General features: G+C 73.0%; 13 protein-coding genes. 6 read left to right on the forward strand and 7 right to left on the reverse strand.

Annotated elements, in window-relative coordinates; genetic code table 11:
* The first annotated feature begins 115 nt into the window (after window positions 1-115).
* Window positions 116-5,227 carry a translocation/assembly module TamB domain-containing protein gene (locus WMF19_RS26075; protein ID WP_437892809.1) on the forward strand — a complete coding sequence of 1,704 codons (5,112 nt, stop codon included), beginning with the start codon at window positions 116-118 and terminating at the stop codon, window positions 5,225-5,227.
* Window positions 5,228-5,291: 64 nt separating this feature from the next.
* On the opposite strand, the gene WMF19_RS26080 is transcribed toward WMF19_RS26075, so the two are convergent.
* Complete coding sequence (locus WMF19_RS26080) at window positions 5,292-5,789, reverse strand: hypothetical protein (RefSeq protein ID WP_437892810.1); 498 nt, start codon at window positions 5,787-5,789, stop codon at window positions 5,292-5,294.
* A 114-nt stretch (window positions 5,790-5,903) separates the two neighbouring features.
* On the opposite strand from WMF19_RS26080, the gene WMF19_RS26085 reads away from it, so the two are divergent.
* A complete protein-coding gene (locus WMF19_RS26085; RefSeq protein WP_437322591.1) occupies window positions 5,904-6,662 on the forward strand; it encodes a class I SAM-dependent methyltransferase in 759 nt (252 codons plus the stop codon).
* 18 nt (window positions 6,663-6,680) lie between these two features.
* Here WMF19_RS26085 and WMF19_RS26090 read toward each other — a convergent pair whose 3' ends face one another.
* From WMF19_RS26090 to rpsO, 5 genes are all read right to left on the reverse strand, one after another.
* Entirely contained in the window at window positions 6,681-7,742 is a 1,062-nt protein-coding gene (locus WMF19_RS26090; RefSeq protein ID WP_437892811.1) for a hypothetical protein, read from the reverse strand.
* Window positions 7,743-7,827: 85 nt separating this feature from the next.
* Window positions 7,828-9,741 (reverse strand): serine/threonine-protein kinase, encoded by a 1,914-nt coding sequence (locus WMF19_RS26095; protein WP_437892813.1) that lies wholly within the window; start codon window positions 9,739-9,741, stop codon window positions 7,828-7,830.
* Entirely contained in the window at window positions 9,738-11,165 is a 1,428-nt protein-coding gene (gene pyk / locus WMF19_RS26100) for a pyruvate kinase (protein WP_437322594.1), read from the reverse strand. The genes WMF19_RS26095 and pyk overlap by 4 nt, the downstream gene beginning before the upstream one ends.
* Window positions 11,166-11,452: 287 nt before the next feature.
* A complete protein-coding gene (gene pnp, locus WMF19_RS26105; protein WP_437892814.1) occupies window positions 11,453-13,726 on the reverse strand; it encodes a polyribonucleotide nucleotidyltransferase in 2,274 nt (757 codons plus the stop codon).
* A 557-nt stretch (window positions 13,727-14,283) separates the two neighbouring features.
* On the reverse strand, window positions 14,284-14,550 hold the full coding sequence (rpsO, locus tag WMF19_RS26110; protein ID WP_012237174.1) for a 30S ribosomal protein S15: 267 nt from the start codon (window positions 14,548-14,550) through the stop codon (window positions 14,284-14,286).
* Window positions 14,551-14,906: 356 nt separating this feature from the next.
* Between rpsO and WMF19_RS26115 the strand changes: the two genes are divergently transcribed.
* Complete coding sequence (locus tag WMF19_RS26115) at window positions 14,907-16,469, forward strand: serine/threonine-protein kinase (protein WP_437322596.1); 1,563 nt, start codon at window positions 14,907-14,909, stop codon at window positions 16,467-16,469.
* A gap of 57 nt (window positions 16,470-16,526) precedes the next feature.
* Here the strand turns inward: WMF19_RS26115 and ruvX are convergent, their stop codons facing one another.
* Window positions 16,527-16,952 carry a Holliday junction resolvase RuvX gene (gene ruvX / locus WMF19_RS26120; RefSeq protein ID WP_437322597.1) on the reverse strand — a complete coding sequence of 142 codons (426 nt, stop codon included), beginning with the start codon at window positions 16,950-16,952 and terminating at the stop codon, window positions 16,527-16,529.
* A gap of 138 nt (window positions 16,953-17,090) precedes the next feature.
* Between ruvX and hisS the strand changes: the two genes are divergently transcribed.
* Genes hisS through WMF19_RS26135 form a run of 3 tightly spaced genes read left to right on the forward strand, consistent with a single transcriptional unit; the run spans window position 17,091 to window position 20,739 of the window.
* A complete protein-coding gene (gene hisS, locus WMF19_RS26125) occupies window positions 17,091-18,353 on the forward strand; it encodes a histidine--tRNA ligase (protein WP_437322598.1) in 1,263 nt (420 codons plus the stop codon).
* Window positions 18,350-20,131, forward strand: coding sequence for a hypothetical protein (locus WMF19_RS26130; RefSeq protein ID WP_437892815.1), 1,782 nt, complete (start codon window positions 18,350-18,352; stop codon window positions 20,129-20,131). Before hisS ends, WMF19_RS26130 begins: the two co-directional genes overlap by 4 nt.
* Complete coding sequence (locus WMF19_RS26135) at window positions 20,128-20,739, forward strand: COMM domain-containing protein (protein ID WP_437892817.1); 612 nt, start codon at window positions 20,128-20,130, stop codon at window positions 20,737-20,739. The genes WMF19_RS26130 and WMF19_RS26135 overlap by 4 nt, the downstream gene beginning before the upstream one ends.
* Window positions 20,740-20,742 lie beyond the last annotated feature (3 nt).

Genomic DNA, 20,742 nt, shown 5'->3' on the forward strand with positions numbered 1-20,742 from the left:
GGCTCGGACGCGCCCCCGCGGGGCTCGACCCGGCGGCGCGGTATTCCTCCGCCGCCCGCCGTCGCGCCGCGCGTCAGCACGGTCGCCACGCCCCGTGCGTACTAAGCTACCCGCCGTGACGCCCGACCCCGCACCCGAGGCGCGGCGCTCCTCGCCGCCGCGCGCGCCGGGACGCGTGCGCCGCGCTGCCTCCGCCGTCGCGGCGGCGCTCGGGCTCACGCTGACGTTCGCGGGCGCCGCGGCCGTCGGCGTCGCGCTCCACCTCGACACGCCCGCCGCGCGCCGCGTGGCCCGCGACGCCACGAACCGGCTCCTCGGCTCGCTGTTCCAGGGGCGGATCGTCGCCGACGAGATCGACGCGCTCAGCCTGAGCGGCGTGCGCATCCGATCCGCGGTCGCGCTCGATCCACGGGGGAACAAGGTGATCCGCGCGAGCGGCCTCGAGGCGCGCGCGGACGTGCTCCCGATGCTCCGCGGCGCGCTCTTCGGCGCGGGCCCGCTCCGCATCGAGATCCCGTACATCCGGGTCGAGCAGGCCGACGTGCTGGTCCAGGACAACGGCGCGGGGGGCGTCACCCTCGGCGACACGTTCACGCCGCTGCCGCCGCGAAGCCCGCCCTCGTCCGCGCCCGGCGGGCCTCCGCGCGACGTCGTCGTCGCCCTCTCGCACGTCGAGATCGGGCGCGGGTGGGTCCACGGGCAGGCCGCTCCGCCGCGCGCGCTGGACGCCGACGTCAGCCGGCTCTTCGGGTCGGTGCACGTCGGCCCGGAGGGCGTCGCGGTCGACGTCGATCAGACGGGCCTCGTGGATCGCGCGTTCCTGCCGGCCAGGACCGCGGGCACGGCGAACTACCACCTCCGCGCCGGGGACAAGGTCCGGATGTGGAGCAGCTTCGCCGGTCGGCTCGCCGACGTCGAGGTCACCGCGCGGGCCGTGCTCGACGAGGAGCACCTCGAGGCGCAGGCGAGCGTCCCGCGCGCCACGCCGGAGCAGCTGCGGAGCCTCCTCCCGGATCACCCCCTCACCGAGCCGATCTCCGCGCGCGTGGCCGTGAACGGCCATCTCCCTCAGCTCGACGTGGTGGCGTCGGCCTCGGCAGACGCTGCCGGCCCGGCGGGCGGTGGCCTCGCCCTCACAGGGCGGCTCGACGTGGCGGGGCCCGTGCGGCTCGACGCGGAGGTGCAGGCGCGCGACGTGGATCTGCGGCTCTTCGGCGTGCGCCTCTCGCCCGATGCGGCGAGCGGCGCGGCGCCGACGCAGACGGGCGCGGCGCCCGTCCCGGCCGGCGCGGCGCAGACGCAGAAGGGCACGGCGCCTGTCCCGGCCGCGCCCACCCTGCCCCGCGGCGTACGCGCCCTGCCCCGCTTGGCGCCCGCCCTGCCCCGCGTTGCGCCCGCCCGCGCTGCCGCGGCGAAGCCCGCGCCGGAGCGCGGCTCCGGGCCGGCGGACGCGGCGCCCTTGCTCACCGCGGACGGCCGGGTGCGCGTCGAGCTCGGGGACCTGCTCCGGCTCTCCGTCGAGGCGCGGACCGAGCCCACCACGCTGCTCGGGCAGCGCGTGCCGGCGGCGGACGTCCACCTCGTCCTCGACCGCGGCGAGCTCGACGCGCGCGTGCACCTCCACGAGCCGGGCGCTCCGATCGACGCCGCCGTCTCGCTCCTGCCAGGCGGCCAGGGCCTCCGCTTCGCGGCGACGGCCGACATCCCGGCGATCGCCGCGGCGCCACGCCTCGCCGGGTCGGTCGACGGCGCCGGCCGCGTGCGCGTCGAGGGGAGCCTCCGCGCGGGAGCGCTCGACGCGCGCGTCGAGGGCGCGTTCGCCGGGCTCCGGGCCGGCCCGGACGTCGCGCTCGCCAGCGCGCGCGTCGCGGGGCGGGTCTCCGGGCCGATCGACGCGCTCTCGATCGACGCCTCGCTCTCCGGGAAGGAGGCGCTCGCCGGCGGCCACACGCTCGACGAGGTCACCGCGCAGATCTCCGGCCCGCTCGCCTCGCCGAAGCTCCGCGCGACGATCACCGACGGCGACGACTCCCTGAGCGCCTCCGCTCGGCTGAGCTCCACTCCCCTCGCCCTCCGCGACGTCGAGCTCCAGCTGAAGCGCGACGGCGCCGCGGTCGCGGGGAAGATCAAGGCGATCAGCCCCTCGGCCGGCGGGCTCGCCGTCGAGGGGCTCGATCTCTCCTCGGCCGAGCTCGGCTCGCTGAAGGGCCGGCTCGCGGTGCGGGGCGATGACGTGACCGGGCGCCTCCGGGGCGACGGCATCGACGTCGGCCGCGTGGCCCGGATGCTCGGGATCCCGCTCCGCGTGCGCGGGCGCGCGGAGGTCGACGTCGCGCTCGATCGGGACCGCGAGCGCGGGCGCTCGGGCCACGTGCGGCTCGGCCTCACGGGGGGCGAGATCGCGTTCCTGTCCGGCATCTCGGCGGAGCTCACGGCGACCTTCGAGCGCGACCAGGTCAAGGCCGACGGGTCCGTGCGCATCGACGCGAAATCGCCGCAACCGAACGGGAACGGCGGGCAGCCGCCGAACGGCGCGTGGAACGGCGCCCTGCCGCGGTGCGCAGGCACCCTCGCGAGCGTGCGCGTGTCCGGCGCCGAGGGCACGCTGGACGGGCCCCTCCTGCGCGCGGAGACCTGGACCACCCTGGTCGGGAAGGCCGAGGTCGCCGCGGACGACTGGGACCTCGGGTGCCTCGCGCAGCTCATGCCGATCGGCCACATCGTGAGCGAGGTGCGCGGCAAGCTCACGACCCGCTTCCGGGTGTCGCGCGCGGCCGGCGAGCCGTTGCCTTCGCTGAACGACGTGCTCGTGCGGACGCACGGCCTCGCGCTCGCGGGGCCGCATCGGCTGGATGCCGAGCGCCCGGCCTGGGAGTCGCGCTTCGTCGACGCGCAGCTCAAGGGCTCGTTCAGCGGCGCAACAGGCAGGGCAGACGCCGCCCTGACCCTGTACGACGGCGGGCTGCTCGCCGACGTCTCCGGCACCATCGACCTCGATCTCGAGGCGCTCACGGGGCCACTCGCTGACCGGTGGTCGTCGCTCCTGCGCTCGCCCATCGCCGCGCACGCCTCCATCCCGCGGCGCGCGATGGACCAGCTCGCCACGCTGCCCTCGTTCGTGCGCGAGGCGCTCCCGCCGCTCGCCGGCGAGGTGCGGATCGACGCGTACGCCAGCGGCACGATCGAGCGTCCGTTCCTGACGGCGCGCACCCTCTGGTGGGGCTTCACCTATGCGCCGCCGGGCGCCTCGGACGCGACGGATCTCCTGTTCCCCACCGACCTCGACGCGTGGCTCACCTACGACAGCGAGAGGGCCACGCTGGACGCGCACGTCACGCGCGGCGCGGCCGAGATCGCGACCGTGAGCGCCGAGGTGCTCGCGCCGCTCGAACGCCTGCTCGGGGGCGTCCCGGCGCGCGCGCGCAAAGGCGCGCCTCCGCCCCCCGCGTGGACCGGCTCCTTCCGCGCGACGCTGCGCGAGGTCCCGCTCGGCGAGATCCCCCTGCTCGCCGACAGCGGCATCGCCGGGCGCGTGAGCGGCGAGATCGAGATGCGCGGCCTCAACATCGCGCCGTCGCTCAAGGCGCGCCTCACGGTGCCGGGCGTCACGCTCGGGAACGACCTCGCCTTCGAGCGCGGCGTGCTCGCGCTGCGGATCGACCCGATGCGGGAGGCCGGGCGCGGGAACCTCCGCGTCACCGAGCTCGCCCTCGAGGGCCGGCGCGGCGGCAAGATCCGCGCGAACGCCTTCGCCAGCGTGCGCTTCCGCGACGGGTTCATCCCGGTCCTCGACGGCGAGCGCACGGACCTCGCCCTCTCCGCGGAGCGCTTCCGGCTCGCGGCGCTCCAGCCGCTGGTCGGCGGCCTGCTGAGCAAGGTCGATGGGATGCTGGACGGCAACCTCCGCATCGAGCTCGGCGGCCCGTCCGACGCCGACGGGAACCTCCGCGCCCAGCTGCAGGTCACGGACGGCGTCGTGCACATCCCGGAGCTCGGGCAGGAGCTGCGCGACGTGGCCGCCCGCATCACGGCCGAGGGCGGCGTCCTCCGGATCGAGGGCTTCCGCGCGGCGGGCACGACCGGGATGGCGCAGGGCTGGGCCCTGTTCCGGCTCGCCGGGCTCGCGCTGCGCGACGGCGCCGGGGCGCTGACCATCGCCGAGGACCAGGCCCTCCCGCTCACGCTCGAGGGGGTGCCGCTCGGGACCGCCTCCGGGGCGCTGTCGTTCATCGCGGAGAAGAAGCCGGGCGAGCTCGCGCTGTACGTGACGGTTCCGGAGGTCCCCACGCTCCGCGTCTCGCTGCCGGCCACGAGCAGCCGCGACGTCCAGCCGCTCGACGACAACCCCGACATCTCCGTCTCGCACCCGCTCGGGCCGGAGAAGCAGCGGCGCGCGGCGGACGCGCTCCGCTACACCGTGACGTTCGACGTGCGCGACGCCTTCGTCAGCGGCGCGGGGCTACGGCTGCGCCTGAGGGGCGCCGAGGACGCGCCGCCGCGCGTCGTGATCGGCGAGGACACGCGGGTGTCGGGCGGCATCGAGGTCACGCGGGGCGAGCTCGAGATCTACGGCAAGGCGTTCGAGATCGAGGGCGGGCGCGTGCGCCTGCGCGAGGAGGAGGCGTCGAACCCGCACCTGAACGTCACCGCGCACTGGGACGCCCCCGACGGCACGCGCATCCACGTCGACTTCAACGGCAACCTCCGGCCCATCACCGACAGGTCGCTGCGCTTCACCTCGAGCCCGCCGAGCTCGCAGCAGGACATCCTCGCGCGGCTCTTGTTCGGCGCCGATTTCTCGGAGGGCGCGCAGGCCGCGGGCGCCGAGACCCCCGCGGGCCTCGCGGCCGGCGGCGTCGCGGCGTCGGTCGGCAGCGAGATCGCGGCGGCGCAGTTCAACGCGCTGCTGAGCGGCATCGCGCCGCTGCGCGGGCTGACGACGCGGTTCGGGACGACGTCGGAGGGCACGCTGCGGACGAGCGTGGTCTACCGGCTGAGCGACAACCTGACGGCGCAGGCGACCTTCCAGGAAGGCGCGCAGCAGAGCGCCTCGGCGGCATCGAGCGGGCCGACCCCCGGCGGGACGGCGAGCGAGCGCGGAACGCGGACCGAGGTCACCATCGACTGGCGCTTCAACGAGCACTGGACGCTCCGCGGCACGGTGGGCGTCGACGAGCGCCAGACGACCTCGGGCATGCTCGACCTGCTCTGGCAGTACCGATACTGAGCCGAGCGCGGCCGCCTCGGCCCCGCGGGACAGCGATCCCTCTCTGGATCTCCGGCGCGCGGGGCTAGCGCGCGGCCCGCGGGGGCAGCGTGACCTCGCGACCGCCGACGCGCAGCGTGGGCGGCTCGGCCTCGACGAGCAGCGGGGCGAGCTGCGTCTGCGCATGGCGTGAGAAGCGCGCCTCGAGCGCGCCGCCCCGGGCGCGCGCGTACACGACGCCGTCCTCGCCGAGGGAGAGCGTCGCCGGATCGAGCGGCTCCTCCGTGCCGTCGAACAGGAGCAGCGAGACCGCGCCGCCCTCGCCGATCCGGAGCGCGTCGACGAAGAGCGGCGCGTCGTCGGCCTGGAAGTAACACCAGTCGTAGCCGTTCGTGAGGATCGGCCGGCCGTCGTCCGGGTGCCGCCCGATCCAGGACCGGAGCCCGCGCTCGATCGCCGGATGGTCGACCCGGGCGCCGTCGTGCCAGAAACGGCCCTCGCGATCGAGCCGGATCGAGCTCTCGCGGGAGGTCCCTGGGGGCGGCGCGAAGCGGAAGAAATCGGGATGGTCGCCGGGTTTCATGGGTCACCTCGCAGGAGAGATGCGGCCCGGCGCGGTGAATCGCAAGGAGCGCACGGAGCGCAAGGAGCGCAAGGAACACGGGCAGCCCGCGGCGCGGAGTACTATAGCGGGCCCATGGGAGCCCAGACGGCAGAGGTCGGCACGGACGAGCGCCTGCGCGCGACGCGGGCGTACTACGACGAGTTCTCGGCGCGCTACGAAGCCCGGCGCGGAGGGCGCGATCCCGGGGGCTACCACGACCTCGTCGACGCGCTCGAGGTCGACTTCGTGCGCCGCTTCGGCGAGGGCCGCGACGTGCTCGAGGTGGGGTGTGGGACCGGGCTCCTGCTCGCGCGGATCCGCGCGTTCGCGCGCGCCGCGCGCGGGGTCGATCTCTCGCCCGGCATGCTCGAGCGCGCCCGAGAGCGCGGTCTCGACGTCGTGGAGGGGAGCGCGACCGACCTGCCGTTCGCCGACGAGAGCTTCGACGTCGCGTGCTCGTTCAAGGTGCTCGCCCACGTGGAGGACGTCCGCCGCGCGCTGTCGGAGATGGCGCGGGTGGTGCGGCCCGGCGGGCACGTGATCGCCGAGTTCTACAACCCTTACAGCCTGCGCGGGCTCGTGAAGCGGCTCGGCCCGGCGGGCGCCATCAGCGACGCGACCCGGGAGAGCGCCGTGTTCACGCGCTTCGACGCGCCCAGCGCCGCCGCCGCCCTGATGCCGGACGGCGTGCGCGTCGTCGCCTCGCGCGGGGTGCGCATCGTGACGCCGTTCGCGGCCGCGATGCGCGTGCCCGGCCTCGGGCGCCTCCTGCGCGGGGCGGAGTGGGCGCTGTGCGACACGCCGCTCGCGCAGCTCGGCGGGTTCTGGATCGCCGCCGCGCGGAAGGCGTGAGCCGCGCGGCTCCTCCGGTCAGAACCGGCCGGTGAGCCCCGCGAACATGCCGCCGGGGAGCACGGAGATCGTCGGCGCGGCGGTGAAGCTCGGCGGCGGCGGCGGCACGGGGCGCGTCCGGAAGGAGATCCGCTCGGGGACGAACGTGATCTGCGCGTGGGCGATCCCGGCCGCGGCGAGCGTCGCGAACGCCCCGAAGGCCACGCGGTTGACGGCGGCCGCGGTCCCGATACGGCTGTTCAGCGCGTCGATGTCGACGCTCTGCACCGGGCCGCCGCCCTGCCCCGAGGACCTCGGCGAGACGTCGACGTTCTCGTAGCTGGCCAGCGCTATCGCCGAGACGATCGAGGTCCCGCCGGCGACGGCCTGGCTCACCAGGAAGAACCAGCCGAGCCCATCGTCGCCGTTCTGAAACTGCCCCACGCCGAAGGGCAGCATCGCTGTCCAGCGGGAGTTCTGCGCCACGACCCGCTCGCGCCCCGCGAGGCGATGGAGCTCGGCGACCCAGCGGCGCTCGTCCTCGCGGCTCCGCTCGATCCGCAGCCGCGCAGCGCGCTGGGCCTCGGCCCTCTGCCGCGTCACCTCCTCGATGCGCGCCCGGATGCGCGCCCGGACCGCGGTGAACCGATCGATGACCTCGGGCTGGAACACCGCAGGGTTCGGCGAGTACACCGGGTTGTCGAGGAGGATCTGCTCGATGTACGCGTCGGCCTCGCCCGTGCGCCGAAGCGCCACGAGCGCCGCGGCGGCGAGGCCGCGCGCCCGCTCGATCAGGCCGGGCTCGGAGATCCTGCACGGCTTGCCCTCCGCCTCGATCGGCCCGCGCTCGCAGGGCGCGTTCGCGGGATCGAGCATCGCCGCGAAGCGGCTCACGGCCTCCTCGTAGTGCCCGGCGTCGAAGCGCGTCTTGGCGAGCTCGAACTGCTGCACGTCGTCGGCGCGCGCCGGCGCCGCGAAGCAGAGCGCGAGGGCGGCGGCGAGCGCCGCCGCGAGGCGCCGCGGCGCGCGCAGGGCGCGGCGGCCCCCGACCGATGGGGAGCGAGCGCCGGGAGATCTCCTGCCTGGAGTTCGCGCAGCCATGCGGAAGGGGTGCGCCGTGATGTAGCGGAGTTTGGGCGGGGATGCTGAGAATTCCGGAGCGGACGCCCCAATGACGGCGATGCCGTCAGCCGGACGGCCAGGAAACGGTGTTCGGCTCGCCGGCCACCAGCGTCACGTTGCCGACGCGCGCCGCGGCCTCCGGCGTCGCGGGCGTGAAGAGGCAGCTCCCGCTCCAGGACACGTCGTTCAAGGTCACGGCCTGCGGGGTGCCCGCGTAGCCGATCAGGCCGATCTGCGGGCACGCGACCTGCGCGCTCGGCGGCGCGCCGCTCAGCACGACCGTGCTGGGCAGGATCTCCAGCTTGTGGATGATCCGCTGCGGCGCGGAGACGCCGGGCTTCGGCGCTACGACCGAGATGACGCCCGAGTACGGCCTGCAGCACCGCGAGCTGGGCACGCTGATGTGAACGGTGTGTGTGCCGATCTTCAGGGGCGTGACCTTGTTCGCGCCGAACCAGCTGAACTCGACGCCATCGAGCACCAGCTTGGCGCCGCTCGGGACGATCTGGAAGACGACGTCGCGCACCACCGGGACGTCTTCCGTCGGCGCGGTGGAGGGCGGGCTCTGCGGCAGCGGGGGCCGCGCGCGGGGCCGCGGCGCGCTCGCGAGCTCCGTGGCGCTCGGCGCGACCGCGCGCACGTTCGGCGACGGGATGAGGGCGTCGATGGGCGTCGGCGGCGTTGACGGCGTCGGCGGCTCGACCGCCGCGAGCGCGTCCGCGTCCACCGGCGGGTCGCGGAGCGCGCGGGCGATCGTGAACGCGGCGAGGCCGAGCGCCACCGACCCGAGCGCGACGAGCAGCGCGCGCAGCGCGAGCTTCTTCCGGTTGCGGCTCGCGTTCAGCTTCGAGAGCCGCTTGAGGATGGTGAGGTCGTTCGGCGCGAGGGCCAGCGCCCGGTTGTAGTCGGCGGCCGCGCCGGGCACGTCGCCGCGCTTGCGGCCGGCCTCCGCGCGCGCCACGAGGCGCGGGACGAGGCGCGCGGCGTGCCGCTCGGCGTAGCCTGCCGGGTCGGCGAAGTAGGCGGCGAGCTCGGCGCGCGGCTCCGCGATGCCGAGCGCCGTGAGCTCGGCCCGGATCTGATCCGCGAGCGCGCGAGGGCTCGCCGCGCGGGCGGCGATGTCGTGCGCGAGGGCGCCCGCGACGATGCGGCTCCAGCGCGCGCCCACGGTGGGTCGCTCGCGCTCGGCCTCCGGGTAGATCCCCTCGAGCACCTTGCGGAGCACCTGCGCCGGGTTCTTGCCCTCGAACGGCAGGTGCCCGACGAGGCACTCGTAGAAGAGCACCCCGAGCGCGAACACGTCGGTGCGCGCGTCGACCTCGCCGCCCTCGATCTGCTCCGGCGCCATGTGCGCCGGAGAGCCGAGCACCTGCCCCGTCGAGGTGACGCCCTGGGCGTCGAGGATCTTGGCGATGCCGAAGTCGGTGAGCTTGATCACCACGCTCGCGCCGTTCCGGCTCTCGCCGGCGCGGTCGGACGGCAGCTCGACGAGCACGTTTTCCGGCTTCACGTCGCGGTGGATGATCCCCGACGCGTGCGCGTGCTCCAGCGCGTCGCACAGCTCGAGCACCACCGCGGCGCCGATCTCGGCCGGCATCTCGCGGTGAGCGCCCAGGATCTTGCGCAGCGTGGCGCCGCGGAGCAGCTCGACGACGAGGTAGCGCTCGCGGTCCTGCTCGCTGGAGACGTCGTACACCTCGACGATGCCGGGGTGGCGCAGCTTCGCCGCCGCGCGCGCCTCGGCGACGAAGCGGGTGCCGACCTCCGCGTTCTCCCGGAGGTGCTTGTGGATGATCTTGACGGCGACCTCGCGGCGGAGCCGCGGGTCGCGGGCGCGGTAGACCGTGGCCATCCCGCCGTGGCCTAGCTCCTCGATCAGCTCGTATTTCTCGAGCTTCGGGAGGACTTCTGCGCCCGCGTTTCTGGAGAGAGGTTCCTGCTCGCCCGACGAGCCCCTATCGCGGGCGGGCAGGCTCATTCAACGACCTTCACCCGAATCGTGTTGGTCGACCCTGAGACACCGACAGGAGCGCCGAAGATGGTGACGAGCTTGTCGCCCGGCGAGACGAGGCCGTTCGCAAGCAGGTACCCGGTGGCGCGCTCGATCATCTCGTCCGAGTTCCGGAGCGCGTCGACGGGGAACGGCACCACGCCCCAGAGCAGCGCGAGGCGCCGGCGCGTCGTATCGTTCGGCGAGAAGGCGACGATCGGCACGACGGGGCGCGCCTTCGACGCATACCGCGCGGTGAGGCCGCTCTCGGTGAACGCGACGATCAGCTTCGCGCCGATGTCCTTCGCGATGTCGCAGGCGGCGCGCGCGGTCGCCTCGGGGACGTTGGCGCGCTGCCCGGGCTGCTCGCTCGAGAGGTAACGATAGAACGAGCTCTGCTCGGCCTCCGTCACGATGCGGGCCATCATCCGCACGACGAGCGGCGGGTGCGCGCCGGTCGCGGTCTCCTGCGAGAGCATGACCGCGTCGGTGCCGTCGAAGACGGCCGTCGCCACGTCGCTCGCCTCGGCGCGCGTCGGGCGCGTCGCGGTCACCATCGACTGGAGCATCTCGGTCGCGACGATGACCGGCTTCTGGTGCACGCGGGCGAGGCCGAGGATCTCGCGCTGGATGATCGGCACCCGCTCCGGGTTGAACTCCACGCCGAGATCGCCGCGCGCGACCATCACCCCGTCCGAGGCGAGGATGATCGCCTCGAGGTTGTCGATGGCGCCTGGCGTCTCGATCTTGGAGACGATGGGCGTCGGGCGACCCCAGGCCTCGCAGATGTCGCGGACGTGCCGGACCTCGTCCGCGTTGCGGACGAACGAGAGGGCGACGTAGTCGACCCCCTGCGCAAGGCCGAAGCTGAGGTCGGCCTTGTCCTTCTCGGTCAGCGCGGAGATGCGCACACGCCTGGCGGGCAGGTGGACGCCGACGCGATCGCGCAGACGTCCGCCCTGCGTCACGCCGGCCTGGACGCGGTCGCCTTCGACCTTGGTCACGGTGACGACGACGCGGCCGTCGTCGATCAGGACGACGTCGCCCGGCTGCAGATCGGACGCGAGCCCCTCGTAGAGGATCGGGATCTCGCCGGGCGTCGCGACAGGGCTGTCCCTGTTCGCCTCGGTCAGCCACACGGTAGCCCCGTCAGTCACCTCGAAGGTGTTGCCGGGGAAGCGACCGGCTCGAATTTTCGGGCCGCAGAGGTCTTGCAGGATAGCCACAGGCTTCCCGCAGGCCTCCGCAGCCGCACGGACCGTGGCGATTGCTTTGCCATGATCCTCATGCGAGCCGTGAGAGAAGTTGAGTCGAGCGACATCCATACCGGCGCGGATGAGCTGCTCCAGCGTCGTTTGAGAGTCACACGAAGGGCCAATGGTACAGACGATTTTCGCTCTGCGTACGAGCACGGGCGGAGCATGCCACGAGCAGGGGTCGCGACACTACCCTGATTGTGAACGGGCCACGCGGACTTCACCGGATTCCAACAAAGCAGCTGGTAGATGAGCCGCGGCGCGGCGCGGCGCACGCGCGCGTCAACGCAGCAGCGGAGCGCGCTTGCCCGCATGCGGGCGGCGATCCGCGCGCATGGCCGCGGATCGCTGCGAATCGGAGATCTCTCTGAGGGGGAGTCAGCGGCGGGAGGGCTCGGGCGCGCGCCGCAGCGCGGCATGAGGTCCCGCCTGGGGCCTTGTGACTAGGAGCGGCGCTCTCGGCGCTCGCGCGGCGGTCCGCCGCGATCGCGCTCCATGCCGGGCCGCGATCCGCGATCGCCGCCGCGATCGCCGCCCCGCCCGCCCGGTCCATCGCGCCGCGGCGGCGGGCCGGCGTCGCGCGCCTGCGCCATGCGCTCGCGCGCCCGATCGCCCTCTTCGCCCTCGGGGAGCGGGAGCAGCTCGCGCCGGCTCAGCCGGATCTTCCCCTCGCGATCGACGCTCAGCACCTTCACGTCGAGCGAATCTCCCTCCTTGACGACGTCCTCGACGCGCTCGACGCGCGTGTGGGCCATCTCCGAGATGTGCAGCAGGCCGTCGGTGTTCGGGAGGATCTCGACGAAGGCGCCGAAATCCGTGATGCGCTTGACCGTCCCCTTGTAGGTCGCGCCGACCTCGGGCTCGGCCGTCAGGCCCTTGATGATGTCGAGCGCCCTCTTCACCGCGTCGGAGTCGGCCGACGCGACGTTCACCGTGCCGTCGTCCTCGACGTCGATCGCGACCCCGGTCTGGTCGACGATGCCCTTGATGGTCTTGCCGCCGGGGCCGATGATGAGCCGGATCTGGTCGGGCTTCACGCGCACCGTGGTGATCCGCGGCGCGTACTGGCTGAGCTCGGGCCGCGTGGTCGGCAGCGTCTCGAGCATCTTGCCCAGGATGTGGAGCCGCCCCTCGCGCGCCTGATCCAGCGCCTGCGCCAGGATCTGCCGGCTCAGGCCCGCGATCTTGATGTCCATCTGGATCGCGGTCACGCCGCGCGCCGTGCCGCAGACCTTGAAGTCCATGTCGCCGAGGTGATCCTCGTCGCCGAGGATGTCCGAGAGCACCGCGTAGCGCTGGCCCTCCATGATGAGCCCCATCGCGATGCCCGCGACGGGCGACTTGATCGGCACGCCCGCGTCCATGAGCGAGAGGCACCCGCCGCAGACGGCCGCCATCGACGACGAGCCGTTCGACTCGAGCGTCTCCGACACGATGCGGATCGTGTACGGGAACTGATCCGGCGCCGGGATCATCCGGGAGAGCGCGCGCTCGGCGAGCGCGCCGTGGCCGATCTCGCGCCTGCCGGGGCCGCGGAGCGGCTTCGTCTCGCCGGTCGAGAAGGGGGGGAAGTTGTAGTGGAGGTAGAAGCGCTTCCACGTCTCCCCCATCAGGCCGTCGATCTTCTGCTCGTCGGTCGAGGTGCCGAGCGTCGTCGTGACGATCGCCTGCGTCTCGCCGCGCTGGAACAGGGCGCTGCCGTGCACGCGCGGGAGCAGGCCGACCTCGCACATGATGGGCCGGATGCTCCTGCCGTCGCGGCCGTCGATGCGCTTGCCCTCCTCGATCACGTAGGTGCGGACGACGTGCGCCTTGCGCTCCTCGAACTCCGCCTTCACGAGCCCCTGGAGGGGCAGGAGCTTCTCGGCGCCGAGCTCGGCGTTCAGCGTCTCGGTCAGCTTCTTCTTGAGCGAGCTGTACCCGTCGTAGCGCGCCTTCTTGTCGGTCACCTTCGTCGCGGCCTTCAGGTCCTCGTCGACGATCTGGGCGACGCGCCGCTTGATCTCCTCCGGCAGCGCCGGCGCGACGAACTCGCGCTTCGATTTGCCCACCGCGGCGCGCATCTTCTCGATCAGATCGAGGACCGGCTGCGCGGTCTCGTGCGCGAACATCAGCGCGTCGATGATCTCCGTCTCGGTCGCCTCCGCCGCGCCGCCCTCGACCATCACGATCGCGTCGCGCGAGCAGGCGACGACGAGATCGATGTCGCAGCGCTCGATGTCGGCGACCGTGGGGTACGCGACGAACTCGCCGTCGAGCCGGCCCACGCGCACGCCGACGACCGGCCCGTGCCACGGGATGTCCGAGATGTGCAGCGCGGCGCTCGCCCCCGTCAGGGCGAGGACGTCCGCCTTGTTCTGCTTGTCGCTGGAGAGGACGGTCGCGATGATCTGCGTGTCCCGCTTGAAGCCCTCCGGGAAGAGGGGGCGGAGCGGGCGATCCATGAGGCGGCTCGAGAGGATCTCCTCCTCGCGCTGGCGCGCCTCGCGTTTGAAGAAGCCGCCGGGGATCTTGCCGGCGGCGTAGGTCTTCTCGACGAACTCACAGGTGAGGGGGAAGAAGTCGAGGCCCGGCCGCTCGTCCTGGGAGACGGCGGTCACGAGCACCATGGTATCGCCGTAAGTGACGAGCACGGCCCCGTGAGCCTGCTTGGCGAGGCGGCCGGTCTCGAGGGTGAGGGCACGGCCGCCCACCATGACGGATTCACGAACGAACATTGGGATTTCAGCTCTCTCTCGCACGATCGCGAGGGCCGCTGCGTGCGGCGCTACGCCGAGCGCGAGGGGCTGCTCTTCTTCCTCGGTTCCTGCGCAGGAGCCGAGCTGCTGCGCACGAAGCGAAGACGAAGACGCGCGAAGCCCGCGCTCGGGAACGACGAGGCGCGATCGCCCCGCCGGTCCGTGGTCAATGAATGACCTCCTTAGAGCGTCCGCTCCGCTCTCGCCAGCGCAAAACGCAGGCGTTCAGGGGTGCGTACCGCAAAACCTCCCGAACGGAAGGGGCCGGAACGGCCGCGCGTGCATGGGTGCTGGAGCGGAAAGGCGCGCGCGGAGCCGCAGATGAGCCAGGCCGCATGCGGACGGGGCCGCGAGCAGCACCGATCACACGTGGGCGGGCTGCTGGGGTGACTCGCTGGTGGTGGGATCGAGCAGCAGGTGGGACAGACAGGCCCAGCGGGCAGAGGGCAGGCGGGGTCGCCTGCTCTCGCGCAGCGCCGGCGTGCGAGGCGCGCCTCGCACGGGGGCGGCAGGCCTGATGGCCCGGAAATCCGCGACTACTTGCGGAGGTTGAGGCGGTTGATGAGGCTGCGGTAGCGCTCGATGTCGACGCGCTTCAGGTAGTCGAGCTGCCGGCGGCGCTGGCTCACCAGCTTCAGCAGGCCGCGGCGGGAGTGGTGGTCCTTCTGGTGCGTGCGGAAGTGCTCCTGCAGCTGGTTGATCCGCTCGCTGAGGAGGGCGATCTGGACCTCCGGCGACCCGGTGTCGCCGTCGTGGATCGCGTACTTCTGGATGATGTCCGTCTTCTGAACAGAATGCAGCATGGCTGGCTCTCCATGGCCCTGCCGGTGCGCTACCGAGCGTCCGGGCCGGCTCGTCTCCTCCGAAAACGGAAGAACGGAACCGGCGGCTGGCCAAGTGACGCCTGAATGTGAGCCCCGCGCCCGTAGTGGCGGGAGCCCGCGAAGTTCAGGCCAGTGAGCTGAGGAGCGCGCGAGTATACGCAGGTGCCTCGGTCCGTCAACGCGGTCGACGCGGGCCGCGCGATTTGTCACCCCCAGAACGGCCGATTGGTTACCCTCGGTCGGCGATGCCCGGCACCATCCGGCCCCCCGACGAAGCCTCCCGACCGCAGTCGGACGCGCGCGGCTCGCAGTCGGACCTTCATATCGCGAACGCGATGACGAGCCTCTCCTCCTCCGCCACCGCGCTCTCGACCACCGCGAGCGACAACTCGACCCCCAAGGTCTGCCCCACCTGCGGGGTCCGGTACCCGGCCGAGTTCAGGGTTTGCCCGCGCGACGCCGCGACGCTCGACGAGTCGGAGGACGACGCGCTCCGCGACGACCTCGTCGGCAAGACGCTCAACGAGACGTACACGGTCGTGCGCGTCGTCGGCGAGGGCGGCATGGGGCGCGTCTACGAGGCGCGCCACACGCGGATCTCCAGCAAGCGGTTCGCCATCAAGATGCTGCACCCGGAGTTCGCGCGGCAGCCCCAGGTGATCTCGCGCTTCCAGCGCGAGGCCGAGGCCGCGGCCGCGGTGCAGAGCCCGTACGTCGTCACCGTCTTCGACGTCCACCGCACCGCGGAGGGCCGTCCGTTCCTCGTGAACGAGTTCCTCGAAGGCAAGGAGCTCGCCGACTACCTCAACGAGGCCGGCAAGATGAAGACCGGCCCTGCCGTGCGCATCGTCCGGCAGATCTGCAAGGCGCTCGCCGCGGCCCACGCGAAGGGCGTGGTGCACCGCGACATGAAGCCGGAGAACGTGTTCCTCACCGGCGACCTCGCGATGCCGACGGCCAAGGTGATCGACTTCGGCATCTCCAAGGTCGACGACGCGCCGGGCGCCGCGCTCACGCAGACCGGCATGATCATGGGCACGCCCTCGTACATGGCGCCGGAGCAGGCCCGCGGCGAGCGCGTCGATCACCGGGCGGACATCTACGCCGTCGGCGCGATCCTCTACTGCGCCCTCACCGGCAGCCGCCCGTTCGACCGCAACGATCCGACCGCGACGCTCACCGCGGTGCTCACCGAGGACCCGCCCCGCCCGCGCTCGCTCGAGCCGAGCATCCCCGAGCCGCTCGAGATGATCATCCAGCGGGCCATGGCGAAGGAGCCCGGCCATCGGTACCAGACGATGGAGGAGCTCGACGCGGAGCTCGCGCTCTACGACACGAGCGAGGCCGAGCCCAAGGAGCTCGACGCCCCCGGCGTGCCCGGGCCGCGCGTGTCGATGCCGTCGGCGCCGCGCGTGGCGCCGACGATGCAGCTCCGCCAGGCGCAGCAGGTGAGCATGGCGAGGCCGCTCATCCTGCTGCTCTTCGCGCTCGGCCTCTTCTGGGTCGCCGGCAGCCTGATCACGCTCGTCACCGCGATCATCCGCCTGTCGCGCGGCGGCCAGGTGACCGACAACCTGACGGGCCTCGAGGCCGTCCTGCTCGCGTCCGGGATCGGCTTCGCGCTGATCACCCCCGCGCTGATCAGCGCGAGCCACGTGCGCAAGACCGTCTGGAACAACAGCATGAAGGCGGTCGATCTGGCCGACAACCTGCGCCGGCCGATCGTGGTCGGCCTGTGCGCCTACGGCTTCGCGTCGCTGCTCGTGCGGGTGGTGGAGGCCGTCGTCCTCCGGCGCGCGGCCGGCGTCGCTTGGCCCATGTGGGACGTCGTGCTGTTCGCGGTCGGCGCGGTCGGCGCCGCCGGCGCGTACCTCTTGCTCCGCAGCGAGAGCCGGTAGCCCCGGCGATCCGTGGCCGCGCGCCTCCCGGTCGAGGCCAGAGCGGGGTGCAGCGGTCTAGCCCCGGCGGTCCAGCCACGCCTGGAGCAGCAGCGCCGCCGCCGCCCCGTCGACGCGCTCCTTGCTCTTCCGCCCCGAGACGCCCCCGTCCCGCAGCCGCCGGGCCGCCTCGACCGTCGTCAGCCGCTCGTCGACGAGCTCCACCTCGACGCCGGCCGCGTCGGCCAGCGCCTGCGCGAAGGCCACCGCCCGCCGCGCGGCGGGCCCCTCGTCCCCGTTCATCTCGAGCGGCAGCCCCACGAGGAACCGGGTGATGCCTTCGTCCCGGGCGAGCGCCGCAAGGGCCTCCAGGAGCGCCTTCCGGTTCCGCCCGTCGAGCAGCGGCCGCGGGTGCGCGTAGAGCCCGAGCTCGTCGGTCACGGCCACGCCGACGCGGGCCTTGCCAAGATCGATCGCCGCAGCGCGTGCCTTCGCCTTCGCCATGCCTCTGGAAAGACCCCATAGCCTTCGGGCGACGCGCCGGCGAGACCCGAGCGTCACCCGGAAGCATCCGACCGGCTTGACCCGCTCGCCAGCACCGACCATAAGCGCCGCGCGATGGAACTGCGCGCGGTACGGGGGATGAACGACATCCTCCCCGAAGAGGTGGAGCGCTGGCACAAGCTCGAGGGGGCCTTCCGCCTCCACGCGGAGCTCCACGGCTATGCCGAGGTGCGCACGCCGCTGCTCGAGCCGACGGAGCTCTTCCGGCACCAGATGGGGGAGACGACGGACGTGGTCGAGAAGGAGATGTACTCCTTCGAACGCCACGGCGATCACCTCACCGTCCGCCCCGAGGGCACCGCAGGCGCCGCGCGCGCCTACGTCGAGCACGCGGTCCACGCGAAGGAGCCGGTCACCCGCTGGTACTACCTCGGCCCGATGTTCCGCGGCGAGCGGCCGGCGAAGGGGCGCTACCGCCAGTTCTACCAGGCCGGCTGCGAGCTCTTCGGCGATCCCGGGCCGCTCTGCGACGCCGAGACGATCGACCTCGTCGCCGGCTTCCTGCAGCGCATCGGCATCGGCGAGTTCGTCGTCCACGTGAACTCGCTCGGCGGCGCGGGCACGCGCGACCGCTACCGCGAGGCGCTGCTCGCCCACTACACGCCGCGCAAGGACGAGCTCAGCGAGGACTCGCAGCGCCGCCTCGCGAAGAACCCGCTGCGCATCCTCGACTCGAAGGACCAGCGCGATCACGAGGTGTCGCGCGACGCGCCGTCGATCCTCGACCTGCTCGACGACGCGGACCGGGCGCACTGGGACGGCGTGCGCCGCTGCCTCGACGTGCTCGGCGTGAACTACGTCGTCGATCGGTCGCTCGTTCGGGGGCTCGACTACTACACGCGCACGCTCTTCGAGGTGAAGGCGACCGCGGGCGATCTCGGCGCCCAGAGCACGCTCGCGGGCGGCGGCCGCTACGACGCCATGGTCGCGGGGCTCGGCGGGCCGAGCGTGCCCGCGATCGGCTTCGCGATGGGGATGGAGCGGCTGCTCACGATGATGCCCGGCGCCTCGCCCCGCCGGAGGCCCGGCTGCTTCCTCGCCCCGCTCGGCCAGAGCGGCGCGGATCAGGCGCTCGTGCTGGCGAAGCAGCTGCGCGCGCTCGGCGTCCCTGTCGAGCTCGACGGGCGCGGCGGGCGGCTCAAGGCGATGCTCCGGCGCGCGGATTCCCTCGGCGCGCGGCTCTGCGTGATCTTGGGCGACGCGGAGATCGAGCGCGGCGTGCTCCAGATCAAGGATCTCGTGGCGCACGTGCAGGAGGAGATCCCGCTGGAGGGTGCGGCGCGCGTGCTCGCGGATCGGGCCCTCGAGGCGTCGCCCGGCGGCCAGCGGGGAGCGCGTTGACCTCCGAAGCGATGGGAGCGCAGGGCTGCTCGCGAGGGGCGCGCGGCGCGCCGGCGGGCGAGGGGCGGAGCCGCGCTCGGCGCGCGCGATCGGCGCTGTCGCTCGCCGCGGCGCTGGCCGCGCTCGCCGCGCCGTCCGTCGCGGCGGCGCAGCTCGGCTTCGGCCAGCCCGGCATGTCGCAGCCGCCGCCCGCGAGCGCGCCGAAGCCGCCGCCCGGCACGCCGGAGACGCACGCGGCGCCGACGTCCGAGGAGAGCCCGATCCAGACCCAGGAGCCGACCCTGCCTGAGGACCCGCTGGCGGTGCCGCCCGCGGTCAAGAAGCAGATCGGCACGAACGACGTCGGCGAGTGGGAGGTCGGGCGCGCCGCGGAGATCCAGCGCGACTGGTACGGCCCCTACTACAGCGAGCGGAGCGGCAGCTACCAGTTCAGGACGATCTTCCCCCTGTGGGCGGAGCGCCGGATGCCCGGCGACCGCGCCACGATGGTGACGCCGCTCTACTACAACCGCCGGAGCAAGGACGTCGACGCCGACGTGCTCTTCCCCTTCTTCTGGAAGCTCCGGGACGAGAACACGTACACGACGATCGTCGGCCCGTTCATGCACCGCGAGTCCGAGGGTCGCCCCGCGAGCCCCGGGCGGGCGGCGGAGCCGGGCCGGCACGACAACTGGCTCGCGCCGCTCTTCTTCGAGGGAAAGCGCGACGACGGGAGCGGCTACTTCCACATCCCTCCCCTGCTGACCTTCACGCATCACACGGCGCAGAGCGGCTTCAACCTGGTCGGCCCCCTCTACTGCAGCTGGAAGGGCGGCCCCGCGTGCGACGTGCGCTCCGCCGACAAGATCCACCTCGGCCTGGCCCCCCTCTACTTCTACGGCCGCGACGAGAGCAGCGAGTACGAGGTCATCCCGCCGCTCTTGCACTACTACCACTACAGCGACGTCGGAGAGCGCTCCACGAACGTGTGGGGCCCGCTGATGTGGCAGCACTCCCGCAAGGGCGACGTGTTCAACGTGATGCCCTTCTACTGGCACAGCTGGGGCAAGAACTACGACCGCACGACGCTGTTCCCGTTCTTCCACTACGGGTACGAGGGCAACAAGAGCCTGCTCATCACGCCGCTCTTCGTGAAGGCGCGCGGCGAGGAGGGGGAGAGCACCTTCGCGACCTGGGGCTACGCTCGCTACCGAGGGCGGACGGAGCTCGACATGATCACGCCGCTCTTCTGGCAATACCGGGATCCGGCCATCGATCTCGAGCGGACGTTCCTGCTCCCGTTCTATTACCGGGGCACCTCGCCGCGCAGCGATGATCTCGTCCTCTTCCCCTTCTATGGCCGCTTCAAGCGCTACGGGTTGAGCGACACCACGTGGCTCACGCCGCTCGTGCGGCACACGCGGGATCTCACCGGCTGGGAGACGGACATCTATCCGTTCTTCTACTCGGGGAGGAACCGCGACTCGACGCACCTCGTCGCCGCGCCGTTCCTCTGGGACTTCGCGTCGCCGACGTCGCGCACCACGGTGGCCTTGCCGTTCTTCTTCCGGTTCGCGGACCCGACGTCGGTGACGCAGGTCGCGCTCAACACCGTGTACCGGGAGCACCGGGTGCGGAACGGCAAGGAGTGGGAGTTCCACCTCGTCCCCCTGTTCTCGTACGGCGAGACCCCGGACGGTCACTGGTGGAACGTCCTGTTCGGCCTCGCCGGGTACACGCGCGCGGGCACGGCGGCGACGATGCGGGCGCTCTACGTCCCGATCAAGCTGAGCCAATGAGCCCGCGCGGCGCCGAGCTCCGCTGCCTCGGCGGATCGCCGCCGCCCCCGGAGCTCGCCGTCGACCTGCGGCGGCTCCTCGAGCTGCCCGAGGGCGCGCGGCAGCGCCTCTGGGAGGCGCTCGGGCCGAGCCTCGGCGAGCCGGTGTCCGCCGCCGTGGAGCGGCTCCTCGACGCGTTCTGCCGCCGGCACGAGGTCGCGTCCGACGCGCTCGCACGGGTGCTCAAGGCGTGCCGCTTCCTCATCCGCGAGGCGAGCAAGTCCGACCTCGATCGCGCCGCGCTCGCGGCCGACATCGCCGCGCTCGCGCCCGGCCAGGACGCCGAGGAGATCCAGGCCGTCCTGCTCGCCGGCTACGACCAGGCCAGGGCGCTCGTGCGGCGGGAGATCGTCCGCGGCGCGCTGCTCGATCACGGCAAGCTGCTCACCGGCGTCGAGTGGCGCGTCGACACGATCGCGACCGCGAGCCGCGGGGCGAAGATCGCCGCCCCCGTCGTCATTCTCACGCTGAGCTACCAGGAGGGCGACCTCCGCTCCCGCATCACGCTCCAGGCGACCCCGGAGACGCTGAGCGAGCTCCAGCGGCTCTGCGCGCAGATCCTCGGCTGATCG

Source organism: Sorangium sp. So ce124 (genome assembly GCF_051525235.1).
GTDB lineage: Bacteria > Myxococcota_A > Polyangia > Polyangiales > Polyangiaceae > Sorangium > Sorangium atrum.

Excerpts from the sequence above, each read along its gene's own strand:
- WMF19_RS26080 (WP_437892810.1), bottom strand. The coding sequence starts at position 5,789 with ATGAAACCCGGCGACCATCCCGATTTCTTCCGCTTCGCGCCGCCCCCA.
- WMF19_RS26085 (WP_437322591.1), top strand. The coding sequence starts at position 5,904 with ATGGGAGCCCAGACGGCAGAGGTCGGCACGGACGAGCGCCTGCGCGCG.
- WMF19_RS26090 (WP_437892811.1), bottom strand. The coding sequence starts at position 7,742 with ATGGCTGCGCGAACTCCAGGCAGGAGATCTCCCGGCGCTCGCTCCCCA.
- WMF19_RS26095 (WP_437892813.1), bottom strand. The coding sequence starts at position 9,741 with ATGAGCCTGCCCGCCCGCGATAGGGGCTCGTCGGGCGAGCAGGAACCT.
- pnp (WP_437892814.1), bottom strand. The coding sequence starts at position 13,726 with ATGTTCGTTCGTGAATCCGTCATGGTGGGCGGCCGTGCCCTCACCCTC.
- rpsO (WP_012237174.1), bottom strand. The coding sequence starts at position 14,550 with ATGCTGCATTCTGTTCAGAAGACGGACATCATCCAGAAGTACGCGATC.
- WMF19_RS26115 (WP_437322596.1), top strand. The coding sequence starts at position 14,907 with ATGACGAGCCTCTCCTCCTCCGCCACCGCGCTCTCGACCACCGCGAGC.
- ruvX (WP_437322597.1), bottom strand. The coding sequence starts at position 16,952 with ATGGCGAAGGCGAAGGCACGCGCTGCGGCGATCGATCTTGGCAAGGCC.
- hisS (WP_437322598.1), top strand. The coding sequence starts at position 17,091 with ATGAACGACATCCTCCCCGAAGAGGTGGAGCGCTGGCACAAGCTCGAG.
- WMF19_RS26135 (WP_437892817.1), top strand. The coding sequence starts at position 20,128 with ATGAGCCCGCGCGGCGCCGAGCTCCGCTGCCTCGGCGGATCGCCGCCG.